Source organism: Kineosporia rhizophila (assembly GCF_021277265.1).
Taxonomy (GTDB): Bacteria; Actinomycetota; Actinomycetes; order Actinomycetales; family Kineosporiaceae; genus Kineosporia; species Kineosporia rhizophila.
Window position 1 is genome coordinate 202774 of record NZ_JAJSOH010000006.1, and the last position, 17211, is coordinate 219984.

Genomic DNA, 17211 nt, shown 5'->3' on the forward strand with positions numbered 1-17211 from the left:
GACCACCTTCCGATGTGGTTCGAGCTGGTGCAGCCAGCCTGGCGGCGCCGGATCGATGCGGTCCAATGCCCGGATGGCCGAATCGATGCTGATCCGGCATAGGCTGAGTTCGTGGACGTGGTCTCCGGCTGTCAGGCCTTCGTGAGCGTGAGCGAGCACGGTGGCTTCACCCAGGCCGCCGCGGCCGTGAACCTCCCGCAGTCGGTGGTCAGCCGCCGGGTGGCCGCGCTGGAGAGACATCTGGGCGAGGCTCTGTTCGAGCGCACCTCGCGGCGGGTGGCGCTGACCCGGTTCGGTTCCGACCTGCTGCCCTCCGCCCGGCGACTGGTGCGGCTGGCCGACGACCTGCGGCACGACGCCGAACGGGCCCGGCGCCGGCCCTTCCGTCTGGCCGTGCCCGGCACCTGCGGTACTGCCGCCCTGGCCCGGCTGGAGGCCGGGGCCCGGCCTGAGGAGGTCTACCTCGACCTGGTCACCGGTGGGCCCGAGGAACGGGCCGAGATGGCCCGGTCGCTGGCCGTGCGGGCGGCCCTGGTCGCCGTCCCCCCGGACCAGGGCATCTGGGCGGTCCCGCTCGGCCTGGCCGGCACCGGCGAGCCCGAGGGCCCGGTGATTCATCTGGAGTCGTTGCGCCCCGGCCGTTCTCAGGCCGGCGAGCGGGCGCGGGTGGTGCGGGTGCAACCCGAGGACGACGTGCCGCACGTCCGCGACCGGCTCACCCGGCTGCGGGACGCGGTCGGGCTGCGGCCCGCCCAGGTCGCGGTGGCGCCGACCCTCACCACCGCGGTCGCCGAGGTGCTGGGCTCGTCCGACCTGCTGCTGTGCTCGCCGGCTCAGGCGATCGAGCTCGGGCTGGCCTGGCGGCCGGTGGGGGAGATCCGGCTGGCCCGGGGCTACGACGTGGCGGCCATGGCCCAGGCCGACCGCGAGCGGGTGCACACCCGTCTGGAACCGTTGGTCGCCCAGTGTCTGGGGGCGCAGCGATGAGACTGCTCGAACAGCTGCGGCAGGCGCTCGAGGAGGGCGGCCTGCACGGGTCGTTCCTGGTGCGCGACCTGGACAGCGGCGAGGAGATCGGGATCGAGCCCGACCTCGAGTTCGCCGCCGCTTCACTGGTCAAGGTGCCGCTCGCGCTGGCCACCCTGGAGCGGGTGCGCACCGGCGAGCTCGACGCCGCCGCCCGGATCGAGGTGCAACCGGGCGCGCTGAGGGTGCCCGGCCCGACCGGCCTGACCAAGTTCCGTCACCCGGCCTCGATCGCCCTGGAGGACCTGCTCTACCTGAGCGTCTGCCTGAGCGACACGACCGCCGCCGACGTGCTTCTCGACCTCACCCCGCCCACCGCGGTCGCCGCCTACCTGCGCGAGCACGGCCACACCGGGCTCACCGTGCGCCATCGTCTGGGCGACCTGGCCGACACCCCGGCCGAACGCTTCCCGGCCGGCGAGGGCCATCTGGCGCACTCGCTGGCGATCGGTGCGGGCACCGCCGGGCGCGGCCATCCGGTGCCCCAGCTCGATGTCAGCCGGGCGAACTCGGGCAGCGCCCGGGCCTTCGCCGACCTGCTCCAGGCGCTCTGGCGGCCCTCCACGATCGACCCGTGGGTGGCTGGGCGGATGCGCGAGCTGCTCGCCAACAACGTGCTGCGCCAGCGGCTGGCCCCGGACTTCGCCTCCGACGCCTCGCGCTGGTCGTCCAAGACCGGCACGCTGCTCAACCTGCGCCACGAGGTCGGTGTGGTGGAGCACGCCGACGGCCAGGCCTTCGCGGTGTGCGTGCTCACCGAGTCTCGGGTGGCAGCCACCGTCCAGCCCGGAGCCGAGGCGCTGATGGCCACGGTGGCCCGTCGGCTGCGCGACCACCTGCGGCGCTGACCGGTCCGTGGCGCCTCAGACGGTCATCACCCGGCGCAGCACCTCGAAGTCGTTCCGGGAGAGGGCGACCAGGCCGAAGCGCAGCGAGTGCCCCCAGCCCGGCTCCCGGGTCAGGTCGAGCTGCCCGGCCAGGTCACCGATCGGCACGGGCCGGGCCGGGACGAACTCCACCCTGCGCCGCCACGGCCGCACCGGCTCTCCGGCCCGCATCTGCACCAGTTCCTCGGCCTGGAAAGGCACGTCGTCGGCGACGATCCCGAGCTGGGTCACGGCGCGCAGCGGCTTCTTCTCGCCCAGGCGCTGGGTGGGGGAGTAGAAGACGAACCCGTCACCGCGGCGCAGCCGGGTCAGGTTGTTGCGTTTGCCGTGGTTGAGCTGGATCCAGTTCTGCCCGGCGGCCCGGGCGGCGTGATCGGCCGACACAATTCCCAGCCATGCTTTTTCCATGACGCAGACGATGCCGGGGATACCTGACAGCTACCGTCATATACGTCCGGTCTAAATCACGATCAAGGACGTCCTAGAAGTTGCCTTCGACCCGTTTCGAGCCCTTATCGTGACCGGATGGAGATCAACTCGCGTCCTCGGGGCCGGCACCTGGCCCGCCGCTTCCGCAGCAGTGAGACCGGGTCCTCGGCCGTCACCTGGGAGCCGAGCGACGTGGTGAAGGCGCACACCGGCAGCATTCCGGTGCTGTCCGAGGACCCGCGCAGCCGGGTGGCCCGGCTGCGCGAGATCCGCGACCGGATGGCCGAGCCGGATCCTGCCTGAGTCGGCCTGAGTCAGGCGCGGCCGAAGGTGCTGGTCCCGGTGGTCCAGGCGTGGGCCTGCTCGCTGAGGGAAAGGCCCAGGCCGGGCCGCGGCGGCACCACCATCCGGCCGGCGCGCAGCTCCAGGCGCTCGTTCCAGAGCGGTTCCAGCCACTCGAAGTGCTCCACCCACGAGGTGTGCGGGTAGGCCGCCGACAGGTGCACGTGGATCTCCATGGCGAAGTGCGGCGCCAGGCTCACCCCGGCGTGCTCGGCCAGAGCCAGCAGCTTCAAGAAGGGCGTGATCCCGCCGACCCGGGGCGCGTCCGGCTGCAGGTAGTCGACCGAGCGCAGACGCAGCAGCTCGGCGTGCTCGGCCACGCTGGTCAGCATCTCGCCGGTGGCGATCGGGGTGTCCAGGGCGGCGGCCAGCTGGGCGTGGCCCTCGGCGTCGTAGGCGTCCAGCGGCTCCTCGATCCACTCCAGCCCGAACTGCTCCAGCGCCCGGCCCATCCGCAGTCCGTCCTGGCGGTTCCACTGCTGGTTGGCGTCGACCATCAGGGTGAAGTCGTCGCCCACGGCCGCGCGCACGGCGGCCACCCGGGCCAGGTCGGCCTTCTTGTCCGGCTGCCCGACCTTCAGCTTGATCCCGCCGATGCCCGCGGCCACCGAGCGCTGCGCGTTCTCCACCACGGCCTCGATCGGCATGGACAGGAAGCCGCCGGAGGTGTTGTAGGCGGCCACGGTGTCACGGTGGGCCCCGATCAGCTTGGCCAGCGGCAGCCCCGCCCGCTTGCCCTTCAGGTCCCACAGGGCCACGTCGAACGCGGCGATCGCCTGGGTGGACAGGCCGCTGCGGCCGACCGAGGCGCCGGCCCAGACCAGCTTGGTCCACAGCCGGGAGATGTCGCTGGGGTCCTCACCGATCAGGTTCGGGGCGATCTCGCGGGCGTGCGCGTACATCCCGGGGCCGCCCGCGCGCTTGGAGTAGGCCCAGCCCAGGCCGCTCAGCCCGGACTCGCAGGTGATCTCGGCGAAGACGAACGCGATCTCGGTGAGCGGCTTCTGCCGGCCGGTGAAGACCTTGGCGTCGCTGATCGGGTTGCCCAGCGGCAGGTGGCACAGGCTGACCCGGACGCCGGTGATCCGGTCGGAGGTGGCCACGTCGGCGCCCAGGTGCAGGCCGCTCAGGTCGGGGACGACGGTGCTGCTCTCGAGCGTCATCGCAGGATCTCCTTCGATCGGGGGCTCCTTCGACGCTAAGCCGCTCCCGCGATGCCCGTCCAACATTGCTTGAGCATCACCCGATGCCGATCCGGCATGGGGCGATGCCCGGGAGTAGGGTCGTACGGCCTCGTAGGCCGAGCCGAAGGACGTTCTTGCCGTGCCCAGTTCCAGCCCTGAGACCACCGTCGAAGACCTCGCCGCGTTCGTGTCCGCCGCGCCCACCCCGTACCACGCGGTGGCGGAGGCGGTGCGGCGCCTGAGCGAGGCCGGTTTCACCGAACAGCCCGAGAGCGGTGAGTGGGACCACACCCCGGGCGGGCGCTACCTGGTGCGCGACGGCACGGTCCTGGCCTGGTACACGCCGCCGAACGCGAGCCCGACGAAGGCTTTCCGGATCTTCGCGGCGCACACCGACTCGCCCACGCTGAAGATCAAGCCCAACCCCGACACCGGCACGGCGGGCTGGCGGCAGGCCGGGGTCGAGGTCTACGGCGGGGCGCTGTGGAACTCCTGGCTCGACCGGGACCTGGGCCTGGCCGGGCGGCTGGCCCGGCTCGACGGCACGGTCGTGCCGGTGCGGATCGACCGGCCGCTGCTGCGGGTGCCGCAGCTGGCCATCCACCTGGACCGGCAGGTGAACCAGGGCCTGAAGCTCGACCCGCAGCGTCATCTGGTGCCGATCTGGGGTCTGGGCCCCACCGCGGACGGCGACCTGCTGCAGTACGTGGCCGACCGGGCCGGGCTCGAGGCGGACGAGATCGTGGCGCACGACCTGGTCGTCCACGAGCTCACGCCGCCGGCCCGGCTCGGCGCCGACGGGGAACTGCTGGCCTCACCCCGCCTGGACAACCTCTCCTCGGTTCACGCCGGCCTGACCGCGCTGCTCGCCGCGGCCGAGTCGCAGCCGGAAACCGTGCCGGTGTTCGTCGGTTTCGACCACGAGGAGGTGGGCAGCAGTTCGGCCACCGGCGCCGCCGGGCCGCTGCTGGAGATGGTGCTGACCCGGCTGGCCGGTGGCGCGGAAGAGCGCTACCGCTCGTTCGCCGCCTCGCGCTGTCTTTCGGCCGACGTGGCCCACGCCGCACACCCCAACTACCTCGACCGCCACGACACCGACCACCTGGCCCACATGAACGCCGGCCCGGTGCTGAAGACCAACGCCAACCAGCGCTACGCCACCGACGCACCCGGGGCGGCCGCCTGGCACCGCGCCTGCGCCGAGGCCGGGGTGCCGAGCCAGGTGTTCGTCTCCCACAACAACGTGCCCTGTGGTTCCACGGTGGGCCCGATCACCGCCACCCGCCTGGGGATTCGCACGGTCGACATCGGCATCCCGGTGCTCTCGATGCACTCGGCCCGCGAGCTGTGCGGGGCTCAGGACCCGGCCTATCTGGTGGCGGCGGCCACGGCGTTCTTCGTCGACCCGGTCTGAGCCTGCTGCGAACTCAGGGCAAGGATCCCGGCGCCGGGGTCGAACTCGACCAGACCTCGGCGCCGGAACTCCTCCAGCCAGCCCTGCATCGGGTACCAGCCGTGAATCTCGGCGAACAGGGCGGCATTACGGACGATTGCGGCCAGGTGCCGGGTCGGCGGGGTCTCGGTCTCGTGGTGCTGGTGGTAGGCGACCGCGTCGCCGCTCCACCACACGCCCAGGCCGGCCTGCCCGGCCCGCACGCCGAAATCGGTGTCTTCGCCGCCGTATCCGACGAAGCGCTCGTCGAATCCGCTGATCCGGTCGAAGTCCCGGCGATTGATACCTAAGGACGTGGTCCAGGCCAGTTCGTGACGATCGTCGCGCACCAGCCGTCCCGGCTCGGGTGCGGGCCGGGACGCGTGCTGCCGGGAGCGGGCGATCAGGTCGCGCTCATTCCAGCCGTCCTGCACCGCAGCCGGTTCCAGGTAGCGCAGCGGTCCACTGACCAGGCCGTCGACCTGCTTGAGGGCATCGGCGTACGTCTCGACGAGCTGCTCGCCAGGAATGCAGTCCACGTCCAGGAAGACGATGTGCTCGGCATGAGTGGCCCGTGCTCCCAGGTTCCGGGCGGCCGCAAGGGGCAGTTCGCCACCCTGGGAAGGCATATCGACGATGACGACCTGCTCGGCCACCCGCGGCGGCACTGTGATCTCGGCGCCGTCCATGCGCACGATGACCAAGTGCTCGGCCGACCGGGACTGACGCTGAAGGCCTTCCAGCTGACGGGCCAGGTGGGCGCGGCGTCCCGCGACGATGGTGACAACGGCCAGGCTCATACGGTTCCCACCTCGACGGCCTGCGCCTCGACCAGTTGGGCGAAACGAGCTGCGCCCACCTCGGGCTCGTCCTGTTCCGGCAGCAGCATGGCCCTGCGCACCGCATCGGCCCAGCCGCCGGGCTCGGGCAGCTGCCAGAGGGCGACGGCTGCCCCGACCCCGTCCAGGGCCTTGGCGGTTGCCTCCTGCTCGTCGAAAGCTCGCTGCTCAGGCAGGGTCACGAACGGCTTACCGGCGGTGGTGACCTCGCCGACCGTGCCCAGGCCGGTATTGCCGATGACCACCGAGGCCTCGGCAATGGCCGGCCCGGCGTCGGCCACACGGCCCTGGAAGGACAGGTTCGCGGGCCCGGCTTCGGCCGGGGCGTCGAGGCCCAGCACCGTCACCTCGTGATCGGGCAGATCGACGGCGATCTCGGAGCACCGACGTGCGTCCAACCGAGACCCACCCGTGCCGACCACCACAACTGCTCGCGGGCGTCCATCGTTGTTGCTCTTGAGAACCCTGCGCGCAGCCGTGACCAGACCGACGGCGTGGGTCCGGGGAAGGTTGGTGTGCAGGCCCCACGACTCGGGAACCGGCATGACCACCTGGTCGGCCAGGGCGAAGCCGAGGTTGTGGGCCGGATCGGTGCGCTGACCAGGAAGTCGAACTGCGACAACGGGAATGCCGCTGGTGCGCAGCAGCACCGCTATCTCGACCGAGACGTCCACCACGGCCAGCGCCGGCTGATAGTGGGCGGCGGCGCTCAGGAGCAGCCGATGGCGGGCCAGCAGCCCGGGCTGATGAGTCGGCGCCCAGTGCAGTGCGCCGTGAGCATCGGGGTCCTCGTTCACCAGCCCGAAGTCCAACGGCAGCGGCACGTGCTCGCACGACGGCGGCAGAGCCCGCGGGGGTTGCGCCGAGGATGCGAAAATCACCGGCCGGGGCAGCTGCTCGGCCATCGCCAGGGCGCGACGCCAGTGGCCGGAGCCCTGGTGATGGACGTAGTAGAGGATCGGGCGCACGAAACCGCCTCAGGCTGAGAGCACTTCGGGAAGTGATGCGGGCAGACCGGCCAGATGCACCAGCAGGTCTTCGTAGCGGTTCATCATGGCCTTGGTGTCGTAGCGCTGGGCGTGGGCGTGCACCTGGGCGTTGTCGAGCAGCCGGGCGCGCTCGATCGCCCAGGCCAGGGCGATCGGCGAGGTGTTGGCGGCGACCACTCCACCACCCGGCAGGACCACTTCGCGGCAGGCGCCGTTGGGGAAGGCCGCGACCGGCGTGCCACAGGCCATCGCCTCGACCATGGCCAGGCCGAACGGCTCGTCCCAGAGCGGGGTGGCCAGGAAGACCGAGGCCCGGCCGATCAGACCGGCGAGGTCACGGTGGTCGAGGTGGCCGCGGTAGAGCACGTCCGGGCCCAGCCGGGGCCGGATCTCGTTCTCCCAGTAGGCCTGGTCGCCGATGGCGCCGCTGAACTCCATCCGCATCCCGGCCAGGCGGGCGGCGTCGATGGCCTCGTGCAGCCCCTTCTCGGGGGTGATCCGGGCCGACCAGACCGCCAGGTCCGGGTTGCGCGGGGCGCCGGTGTGCCAGTGGTCGAGGTAGATGCCGTTGGGCACGGTGTCGACCTCGGGCAGCCGGGAACGCCAGGCGCGGGCGGTGAAGCGGGACACGGCGACGAACGCGTGCCGGGGACCCGGCCGCCAGGCGGGCGACTCGATCACGGCATTGATCCGCGCGAGCGGGGGTGTGTGCAGCACGGTCAGCATGGGCTGCTCGGTCAGCTCGGTGTAGGGCAGCGGGTTGAGGCTGTTGTTCAGCACCACGTCGAAGTCGCCGGCCTGGACGGCGGTGACCGCCCGGGCGATCGCCTCGTCCACCACCAGGTCGCGGGTGTGCCCCTCCCACATCGGTGAGCGGGCCGCGTCCTCACCGAGGATGGGCTGCAGCCGGGCCCGGGTCGAGCTGCTCTCGCGGGCGAAGAGCGTCACGTCGTGCCCGCGTTCGACCAGCTCGTCGGCCACCATCGAGGTGTGCATCTCCAGCCCGCCGACGAACGGCGAGGCGATCGGGTGGTGCAGGTGGGCCAGCAGAGCAACTCTCACCGGTACGCCTCTCACGTTCTGGCCGGGCCCACGCTGGACCTTACCTTCGCGACGGAACGTATCGCCGGTTCTCCGGACCCGCCCGTTGGAGTGACCCCCTCGTCCGTTTGTCCTGGTGAAGTGCCCTCAGAGACGGGCAGGGCGGGTAGCGGAGAGTTACCAGTGGCTGCAGTGACGACTGAGCCTCAGCTTCCGGTGCCTGCCACGGGGCAGGCTACGGCTTCTCCTCGCGCACCGGTTCCTGGGCGTGCAGCAGTTCGTCGCCGTGCTCGGCCATCCACGCACCCAGCGCCCGCAGCGGCCCCTCCAGCAGACTCGCCCCCAGTGCGGTGAGCCGGTAGTCGATCCGTAGGCCCGCCCCCGGCTCCCGGGCCACCAGTCCGTGGCCGCTGAGGCGCTGCAACGTCTCGGTGAGCACCTTGTCGCTGATCGCGCCGATGCGGGCACGTAGCTCCCGGCGGCGCATCGGCCCGTCCCGCAGCGCTGCCATCACGACCACGTCCCAGGTGTGAGCGAAGAGTTCGGTCGCGGCCCGCAGGCGGCAGTCGGCGACGAACTGGTCACAGTGCTCTTCGCGCATGCTCTCATCGTGGCATTCGCCTACGCACCGATCGGTGCGTATCAGCTCTCTAGCGTCGAGGACATGAGAATCGGGATTCTGGGAACGGGCACCCTGGCGCGCGCTCTGGCCGACGTGTGGGCGCAGAGTGGGCACGATGTGATGCTCGGTGGCCGCTCCCCTGAAAAGGCTGCGGCGTTGGCCGCTTCGTTGGGTGCGCGGGTCAGTGGTGGTGATCTATTGCAGGCCGCAAAGGGCCGGGACGCAGTGCTTCTGGCCGTCCCCTGGGATGCGGTGGCTGATGTGCTCGCCACGGTGGGCGCCGGCCTGGCCGGCCAGGTGCTGATCGATCCGGTCAACCCGGTCAGGTACAGCGACGGCACGGTGCTGGTACGTGACGGGCACTCCGCGGCGCAGGAGATCGCGCGTCTGGCGCCGGGGGCGCACGTGGTGAAGGCGTTCACCTTCTTCCCCGCGTCCCAGTGGCACCCCGGCGAGGGGCACGTCACCGTGGCGATGTGTGGCGACAACGATCAAACAATGGACGTGGTGGGCACCTTGGTCCGCGACGCGGGCGGGGTGCCCGCGAACCTTGGGCCGCTGAGCCGGGCTCGGCAGCTGGAAGAGGCCGCGGGCCTCGTCTTCGCCCTGGTGGCAGGCGGTTTCGATCCGCGCAGTGCCGTGCCTTCGGTGCCGCAGGTCAGTCGAGGAGCGTGACCCGGCCGTTGTCCAGGTCGTAGCGGGCGCCGACCACCCTGACCTCACCCTTGGCCACGTGCTCGGCGATCAGCGGGCTGCGCTCGGTGAGCTGCCGGACCTGCGCCCGCACGTTGGCCACCACGCCGGCCTCGACCACCTTGGCCTTGTCGTCCGAGGAGCCCAGCAGCGGCTCGATCACCGGGCGCAGCGCGTCGACGATGGTGCCGATGTGCCCGGCCGGGGTGCCGCCCGACTCCAGGGCGTCGACCGTGGCGGTGATCGCGCCGCAGCGCTCGTGCCCGAGCACCAGGATCAGCGGGGTGCCGAACTCCTCGACCGCGAACTCGGTGCTGCCCAGCAGCAGGTCGTCGACGATGTTGCCGGCCACCCGGTTGTCGAAGACGTCACCCAGACCCTCGTCGAACAGGATCTCGGGGGAGACCCGGGAGTCGGCGCAGCCGATGGTGGTGACGAAAGGATGCTGCCCGGCGGCCAGTTCGTGCAGGTGGGCCAGCGACTGGTCGGGGTGCCGGGCGTGCCCGGTGACGAACCGGCGGTTGCCCTTGAGCAGCCGCCGGAGCGCTGCCTCGGGGGTGGCCGGGACGGGTTCGGCGGTGGGGGTGCTCGTGGCGGCGGCCGCGGAACCGGCGCCGAGCAGGCCCAGCGCGGCTGCACCACCGGAGACGAGAAGGGAACGACGGGACGAGGCGAGAACAGACATATCCGCTCTTTCTCCGAATCAGGGAAACGTCCGCACCATACGCCTCACTCCTATCTGGTTGCCAGACCCAACTACTTCTTCGTCATGTCGAAACACGCTCCGCTGTCGGGGGTCACGACCGGTCGGTGATAGCGACGTTCAAGGGTCATCCCGATCGCGGCGGCCAGGATCATCGCTGCTCCGGCGGCCAGGAGAGGGCGGGGCCCGAGGCCGATGGCCACGCCCGCCGCCGCCGAGCCCGCTGCCGAGGAGCCGACCTTGAGCGCGGCCATGGTCACGAACACCTGGGCACGCGCTCCGGGTGGGGAGTAGCGGGACCGGGCAGCCAGGGTGGCCGTGAAGTAAGGCGCGTTCGAGGCCCCCAGCAGGAAGAAGGCGACCGACGCCACGACGTAGTTCGGAGCCACGGCGCAGCAGGCGAAGAAGATGCTCACCACTGCCACCGTGACCGCCACACTGCGCTCGGGTTCGCCCGGCAGGGGCCAGGCGATCAGGATTAGCGAGCCGATCAGATACCCCAGGCCGAACACGGCTGTCAGCAGGCCCGCGGTGCCGGCCGAGACGTCGAGGTCGTCGGCCAGGGCCACCGCGATGACCGCGACCGCTCCGTTGGGGAAGGCGACGACCAGCATGGTGCCCATCACCCGACGCAGCGGCCCGGGCGCCGTGAACAGGCCCAGGGCACTACGCAACGGCAGCACCAGATCAGCCGGAACCGCCTTCTCGCCCGGTGGAAGACCACGGATCAGGGCCGCCGCGACCAGCGTGGTGAAGGCCAAGGCCAGCAATGCCACCCTAGGGCCGGTCAGCGCGGCCAGCGAGGCCACCAATGCGGTGCCGCCAGTTCCCCCAATGCCGTAACTGAGTGAATCCAGACCCTGGGCGCGGCGCTGAGCGTGCTCGTCGGGTGGGGAGAGTGCGGCCAGCCGACTGCTCAGGCCGCCGGTGAGCAACGGCCCGCCGGCACCGGCGAGGGCGGCCAGTCCGAGCACCAGCGCCAGCGGCGCATGCCCCAGGGTGAGCGTGGCTGCCCCGATCAGCACCGCGTACCCGACGCAGACCGCCGCGATCAGCCGTCTTCCGTCACGTGAGCGGTCCAGCCGACGACCGGCCAGCGGCCCCAGCAGGTGCGGCAGCATCAGACAGGTGACCAGCAGTGCGCCCACCAGTTCCGGGCGATCGAGCCCGGGAACCGTCCCGGCCAGCAGCACGAACCCGACCGGGGCGCCCGCGTCGGCGCTGCGGGCCAGGGTGGCCGCGATCAGGTACCGGGTCAGCGCCGTCCTCGAACTCACCGGCCGGGCTCGTTCACGAACCACGGGCCGGGGGTGGCCGAGGCGCACCGCTCCTCGATCTCCCGGATCTCCTCGTCGTTCACAGAAGCCAACCTAGAACCAAAGGACGCCGTGCGAGACCTGGTCTCCCACGGCGTCCTCGGTTCCGATCCGGATCTACTGGGTGCGCAGGCCGTTCTCGATGGCCTCGATGATCCGCGGGCGCATTTCCTCGGCACTGATGATCGCGTCGACCGAGCCGACCTCAACCGCACGCCGGATGCTGTGCACCCGGTCGAACTCGGCGGCCACCTCACCGAGCTTCTCGGCCCGCACGGAGGCCTGCACCTCAGCCAGGCGGGCGTTCACCGCCGCCCGGTCGCCCGCTCCCGCCGCCAGCAACTGCGCCTGCAGTTCGCTGACCCGCGGGTCGTTCGTGGTGCGCTTGTTGACCTCACCGGTGAAGACCACCGCGGCGGCCGGGGCACCACCGAGCACCGAGGCGAACGAGCCCTCCAGTGCCAGCACCGTCATGTTCGGGTTCAGCCGCTTCGAGAAGACCACGAAAGCACCACCGTGGTAACGGGAGATCACGGTGAAGATGATCGGGCCCTCGAAGTTGACGATCGCCCGGCCGATCTCGGCGCCGTACTCCAGCTGCAGGCGGCGCATCGACTCGGGGGAGCCGTCGAAGCCGGAGAGGTTGGCCAGCACCACCAGCGGGCGGTTGCCCGAGGCGGCGTTGATCGCCCGCGCCGTCTTCTTCGACGACTGCGGGAAAAGCGTTCCCGCAGTGTAGGTGTCGGGGCCGTCGGTGGGCGGGAACCCGCGCCGGGCCACGGTGCGCGACTCGATCCCGACCAGGCAGACCGGGCGCCCGCCGATGTGCACGTCCTGCACCACCGAGGTGTCGGCGTCGGCCATGCCCGCCCAGCGCTCCAGCACCGGGTGGTCCTGGTCGGACAGGGCCCGCATCACCGTGCGGATGTCGAACGGCTTCTTGCGGTCGGGGTTGTGCTCCGCCGAGAAGATCTCGCCGACCGTGGTGAACTCCTCGCCCAGCGGGTGCGGGTAGGAGCGGATGTCGCGATCGGCCGGGTCGGTGGTCGGCACCGGCCGCGGCGACGTCTCGCCGGGGGCGATGTAGGCGTGGTCGTAGTGCGCCATCAGGATGTCCCGGGCGCCGGCCAGGTCGGGCGCCCAGTACTGGGCCTGGCCGTTGGGGCCCATCACCCGGTCGTAGCCGCCGATGCCGAAGTTGTCCTCGGCCGAGACACCGCCGGAGAAGTCCAGCGCCTGCTTGCCGGTGAGCACCATGGCCGAGTCGGGCGTCATCACCAGGATGCCCTTGGTGTGCATCAGCATGGTCGCCTCGGCGTTCCAGTACGGCTGGGCGCCCACGTTGATCCCGGCCACCACGATGTTGATCTCACCGCCGGCCTGGGTGAACTGCACGATCCGCTTGAGCGCGGCGGCCACCCAGTCCAGGTTCTCGCTGCCCGAGGACATCGAGATCTTGGCCCCGGCCGAGAGCGAGTACCACTCCAGCGGCACCCGCATCGACTCGGCCAGGTCGATCGCCGCGATCACCCGGGCGCACTCCGGCTCGGACAGCGAGCCCAGCGCCTTGGTCGGGTCGCCGAGCAGCACCACCCGGGTCACGCCCTGCGGGTGCCGGGCGGTGACCGTGGTGACCACGCCGGCGACGATCCCGGCGCTGTTGTTGCCGGGCGCCCGCTCGACCGGGACGAGCCTGCCCTCTTCCAGGTCGTGCTCGGTGAAGTCACCGAGCATGCCGGTGAGCTCGTAGGGGTAGACGTTGCCGCGGGCGGCGGCGCGCAGCACCTTCTGGCGGTAGTCGTCCAGCGGCTGCACCGGCTCGGTCGAGGGCTCCCCGACCTCCAGTTCGGCGCCCCGGCCGCCCGGGGCGGGCAGGATGCGCACCTCGATGTCGGCCAGCTCACCGGCCTCGTTGCGGCGCCGGGCGATGAAGCGGACCTCTTCCAGGCCCGCCCCGACCACGGCCGGCAGCACCCGCTTGACCAGCATGCCCAGCTCGGGGTCGGTCAGGTCGGTGACCGGCCAGACGTACATCATGATCCGGTTGGTGGCCAGGCGCCGGTTGGCCGGCGACTGGGCCTGCGCGGCCCGGATGGCGTCGACCGCGTTGATGATCGCGGTCTCCACGTTCGGCAGGGCGATCAGCCGGCCGTCGGCCTCCCGCTGCGGAGTCAGGTCGCGGACCTGGCCCATCACGAAGAGCCGCTCGTCGGCCGGGTTGCTGCGGGCGACCGCCTTGTACAGGTAGATCTCCTCGTCGGCCGAGGGCAGCCGGGTGAGGTGGAACTCGCGCAGCCGCTGCAGCTGCAGGCGCTGAGCGATCTGCGGGTGCAGGCCGCGGATCAGCCGGTCCTCCACCAGGGTGCCGGTCTCGTCCGGCCGGAAGGTGAAGTGGTGGTGCATCACCGCACCGGCCGTGCCGGCGATGGTCACGGTGATCCGGCGCACCGCGGCGGGCATCGCCCGGGCCGCGATCAGCCCGCTCAGACGCTCGGCGACGGCGTCCGTCTCGGGCAGGTCGTCCCAGGCCACGTACAGGTCGGCGACCAGGCCGCGCTCGCTGACGTCGGCGGCCAGCGCACTCACCCCGGCCAGCGCGTCGGGCAGGGTGACGAGGTCGGCCACGGTGGTGACCACCTGGGAACGACGCTCGGGGCCGGTGTGCTCGGCGGTGACGAAGCGGATGCCGCCCGCCTCCTGCGGGCGCACCGCGCCGACCAGGCCGCGGTTGCCGTAGTAGCGCCGGGTCAGCACCTCGAGCAGGGCGCTGTGGTCGACGCTCTCGCGGCCGATCCGCTGGCCGATCAGGCGCACCAGCGGCTCCGGGCCGGCGACCATGGCCTGGATGCGCTCGGGCCGGTCGGGGGCGTCGGGCAGCCGGTCGAGGTAACGCAGGTCCTCGCTGACGGCCGCGTAGACGGTGGCGCGGTTGCGGCGGAACAGGGGCTGGGTGAACCAGCGGAACACCACGCCCCGGGCCAGGTCGGAGATGGCCGGGAAGCGTACCTGGGTGGCCTCGACCAGGTGGCGCAGGGCCGTGCCGGCCCGCTCGCCCAGCCCGTTGTGCGGGGCCGTGCCGGCCAGCCACTCGCGCAGCAGCCCGGTGATCACCGCGCCGGCCGACGAGAGGCGCTGCTGCGCCAGGAAGATCCGGAAGACGGCGGCCTCGAGCTCGGGGGTGCGCTCGAGGTCGGAGACCCCGTAGTAGCCCAGCACCTGGGTCAGCCGGGCCTGGAACACCGGGCTCACCCCGGCCCGCTCCACGTCCAGGCTCTGCAGGTAGGTGTGCAGGTACTCGCGCGGGCTGTGGACCTGGCTACCCGGTTCCACCTCGAGCCCGGTCTGCGGCCGGTTGCGGCTCAGCTCGGACAGGTCGGCGAACACCGTGAGCAGGCCGACCTCACCGGGCAGGGGCCGGTCGGTGAGCTCACCGCGGGCGGCCAGGTACTGCTTCAGCGCGGCGCTGCCCTCGACCGGGGTGACGTCGTAGCCCAGCAGCAGGCTGCGCAGGTCCTGCAGGGCGCGCTCGGCCCGGTCGGCGGCGGAGACGCCGTCGGGCTCGGACGGCAGGTCGATCTCGGCCACCGCGCTCTGCGCCTCGGCCGCCTCGGCGTCGCCGTCGGACAGCGGCTCCAGCCGCATCAGCGGCGCACCCGTCTCGACCTGGCTGCCCACCGACACCGGGCACTCGCGCACCCGGGCCCGGAACGGCGCCCGCAGCACCGTCTCCATCTTCATGCTCTCGAGCACCAGGATCGGGGCGCCGGAGTCGACCTCGTCGCCGACCGCGACCGGGGTGGCCACCACCAGGGCCGGGGCGGGGGAGCGGACCACGCCGCCCTCGTCCAGGCTGATCCGGTGGGTGACGCCGTCGACCTCGACCAGGTGGATCGGCCCGTGGGTGGCGGTGACCAGCCGGAACCGCCGGCCGTTGACCACCATCCGGCTGCTGTGCCGGTCGAAGCGCTCGACCGTGACCTCGGCCGGGTGCACGTCGGTGCCGGCCGAGCTGATGCCCACCCGGAACCGGTCGGCCCCGGCCCGGGCCACGCTCACCCGGTAGCCGACCCCGCGCAGCTTCAGGTCCAGCGGGCGCCCGGAGTCGTGCTGCACCTGCGGGCGGCCGCCGTGCGCGGTCTCGAGCAGACGCTGCCGGCTGACCTCCTCCTCGTCCTGGTAGGCCTCGATCGCGGCGGCGGCGAGGGCCACCGAGGAGTGCCGCTGGGCGACCAGCCGGCCCTCGGCCCGGACCCGGTCGATCCAGCCGGTGTCGGCGCTGGCGTCGATCACCTCGGGCTGGTCGAGCAGGTCGAGCACGAAACTCTTGTTGGTGGCGCCGCCCTCGATGATCACGACCGTCTCGGACATCGCCCGGCGCAGCCGGGCCAGGGCCTGCTCGCGGTCGCGGCCGTGGGCGATGATCTTGGCGATCATCGAGTCGAAGTCGGCCGGGATGGTGTCACCCTCGCTGACCCCGGTGTCGACCCGGATACCCGGGCCGGCCGGCAGCAGCAGCCGGGCGATCCGGCCGGGGGAGGGGGCGAAGTCGCGGTCCGGGTCCTCGGCGTTGAGCCGGGCCTCCACGGCGTGACCGATCTCGGCCGGCGGCTCACCCTCCAGCCGGCCGCCCTCGGCCACGTGCAGCTGCAGGCGGACCAGGTCGGTGCCGGTGGTGATCTCGGTGATCGGGTGCTCGACCTGCAGCCGGGTGTTCACCTCGAGGAAGGCGAACAGCTTCTCGGCGGGCTGGTAGAGGAACTCGACCGTGCAGGCGCCGCGGTAGCCGACCTTGACCGCCAGGCGCTCGGCGCTGGCCTTGAGCTCGGCCGTCTGGGCGGCGGAGAGGACGGCCGAGGCCGACTCCTCGATCACCTTCTGGTTGCGCCGCTGCACCGAGCAGTCGCGCACGCCCAGGGCCCAGGCGGTGCCCTGCCCGTCGGCGATGACCTGCACCTCGACGTGCCGGGCGCCGGTGACCAGGCTCTCCAGGAACAGCACGCCGGAGCCGAAGGCCCGCAGCGCCTCGTCGCTGGTGCGCTGGTAGGCCTCGGTCAGCTCCTCGCCGTTGGTCACCTTGCGGATGCCGCGCCCGCCACCACCGGCGGTCGCCTTCAGCATCAGCGGGTAGCCCAGCTGCTCGCCGGTGGCCAGCGCGTGCTCCAGCGACTCCAGCGCACCCCCGCTCCAGGGGGCCACCGGCACGCCGACCTCCTCGGCGATCAGCTTCGCGCCGATCTTGTCGCCGAGCCGGCGCATCGCCTCGGCGCTCGGGCCGACGAAGGTCACGCCGATCTTCTCGCACAGCTCGGCGAACGCCGGGTCCTCGGCCACGAAGCCCCAGCCGACCCAGGCCGCGTCGGCGCCGGTGGCGGTCAGGGCCTTCTCCAGGACCGCCAGGTCGAGGTAGGGGCGGGCCGAGGCCGGGCCGAGGTTGTACGCGATGTCGGCCTCACGCACGAACGTGGCGTTGCGGTCGGCGTCGGTGTACAGCGCGACCGTCTCGATCCGCGCCCCGCTCTCGGCGGCCAGATCGCGGACGGCATGGATGAGCCGCATCGCGGCCTCTCCGCGGTTGACGACTGCGACACGTTTGAACACCGGCTGAGCCTCCCAGACACCACTAGATCCAGCGTCCTACTCTCGCCGGGTCGAGGGCCGCGCGCCATGTACGCCACAGGGTGGACCCTGAGCCACCCTTTGTAAGAAAC

General features: G+C 71.8%; 14 protein-coding genes. 5 read left to right on the plus strand and 9 right to left on the minus strand.

What is annotated here, in order from left to right; translation table 11 throughout:
• Positions 1–111 precede the first annotated feature (111 nt).
• Both LWF15_RS11960 and LWF15_RS11965 read left to right on the plus strand, forming a co-directional pair.
• Complete coding sequence (locus tag LWF15_RS11960; protein ID WP_232810526.1) at positions 112–987, plus strand: LysR family transcriptional regulator; 876 nt, start codon at positions 112–114, stop codon at positions 985–987.
• A complete protein-coding gene (locus LWF15_RS11965; protein ID WP_232810527.1) occupies positions 984–1874 on the plus strand; it encodes a serine hydrolase in 891 nt (296 codons plus the stop codon). The genes LWF15_RS11960 and LWF15_RS11965 overlap by 4 nt, the downstream gene beginning before the upstream one ends.
• Before the next feature lie 15 nt (positions 1875–1889).
• Here the strand turns inward: LWF15_RS11965 and LWF15_RS11970 are convergent, their stop codons facing one another.
• Positions 1890–2321: an EVE domain-containing protein gene (locus LWF15_RS11970; RefSeq protein WP_232810528.1), complete on the minus strand. Its 432-nt coding sequence runs from the start codon at positions 2319–2321 to the stop codon at positions 1890–1892.
• Positions 2322–2438: 117 nt separating this feature from the next.
• Here LWF15_RS11970 and LWF15_RS11975 point away from each other — a divergent pair, with 117 nt between their 5' ends.
• On the plus strand, positions 2439–2645 hold the full coding sequence (locus LWF15_RS11975) for a hypothetical protein (RefSeq protein ID WP_232810529.1): 207 nt from the start codon (positions 2439–2441) through the stop codon (positions 2643–2645).
• An 11-nt stretch (positions 2646–2656) separates the two neighbouring features.
• Here LWF15_RS11975 and LWF15_RS11980 read toward each other — a convergent pair whose 3' ends face one another.
• Entirely contained in the window at positions 2657–3847 is a 1191-nt protein-coding gene (locus LWF15_RS11980) for an L-talarate/galactarate dehydratase (RefSeq protein WP_269810021.1), read from the minus strand.
• Between the two features lie 160 nt (positions 3848–4007).
• Here LWF15_RS11980 and LWF15_RS11985 point away from each other — a divergent pair, with 160 nt between their 5' ends.
• Positions 4008–5282: a M18 family aminopeptidase gene (locus tag LWF15_RS11985; protein WP_232810530.1), complete on the plus strand. Its 1275-nt coding sequence runs from the start codon at positions 4008–4010 to the stop codon at positions 5280–5282.
• On the opposite strand, the gene LWF15_RS11990 is transcribed toward LWF15_RS11985, so the two are convergent.
• From LWF15_RS11990 to LWF15_RS12005, 4 genes are all read right to left on the minus strand, one after another.
• Complete coding sequence (locus LWF15_RS11990) at positions 5237–6100, minus strand: glycosyltransferase family 2 protein (protein ID WP_232810531.1); 864 nt, start codon at positions 6098–6100, stop codon at positions 5237–5239. The genes LWF15_RS11985 and LWF15_RS11990 overlap by 46 nt on opposite strands.
• Positions 6097–7107 (minus strand): glycosyltransferase, encoded by a 1011-nt coding sequence (locus LWF15_RS37470; RefSeq protein ID WP_232810532.1) that lies wholly within the window; start codon positions 7105–7107, stop codon positions 6097–6099. Before LWF15_RS37470 ends, LWF15_RS11990 begins: the two co-directional genes overlap by 4 nt.
• Positions 7108–7116: 9 nt before the next feature.
• Positions 7117–8190, minus strand: coding sequence for a glycosyltransferase (locus LWF15_RS12000; protein ID WP_232810533.1), 1074 nt, complete (start codon positions 8188–8190; stop codon positions 7117–7119).
• A 214-nt stretch (positions 8191–8404) separates the two neighbouring features.
• Positions 8405–8770 (minus strand): winged helix-turn-helix transcriptional regulator, encoded by a 366-nt coding sequence (locus tag LWF15_RS12005; protein WP_232810534.1) that lies wholly within the window; start codon positions 8768–8770, stop codon positions 8405–8407.
• 63 nt (positions 8771–8833) lie between these two features.
• Between LWF15_RS12005 and LWF15_RS12010 the strand changes: the two genes are divergently transcribed.
• On the plus strand, positions 8834–9466 hold the full coding sequence (locus tag LWF15_RS12010; RefSeq protein ID WP_232810535.1) for an NADPH-dependent F420 reductase: 633 nt from the start codon (positions 8834–8836) through the stop codon (positions 9464–9466).
• On the opposite strand, the gene LWF15_RS12015 is transcribed toward LWF15_RS12010, so the two are convergent.
• The 3 genes from LWF15_RS12015 to LWF15_RS12025 form a co-directional block, all read right to left on the minus strand.
• Positions 9450–10169 (minus strand): carbonic anhydrase, encoded by a 720-nt coding sequence (locus LWF15_RS12015; RefSeq protein WP_232810536.1) that lies wholly within the window; start codon positions 10167–10169, stop codon positions 9450–9452. The genes LWF15_RS12010 and LWF15_RS12015 overlap by 17 nt on opposite strands.
• Before the next feature lie 71 nt (positions 10170–10240).
• The gene (locus tag LWF15_RS12020) at positions 10241–11464 is read right to left on the minus strand and encodes an MFS transporter (protein ID WP_232810537.1); all 1224 of its coding nucleotides are present in this window, start codon (positions 11462–11464) and stop codon (positions 10241–10243) included.
• Between the two features lie 156 nt (positions 11465–11620).
• On the minus strand, positions 11621–17101 hold the full coding sequence (locus LWF15_RS12025) for an ATP-binding protein (RefSeq protein WP_232810538.1): 5481 nt from the start codon (positions 17099–17101) through the stop codon (positions 11621–11623).
• Between the last annotated feature and the right edge of the window lie 110 nt (positions 17102–17211).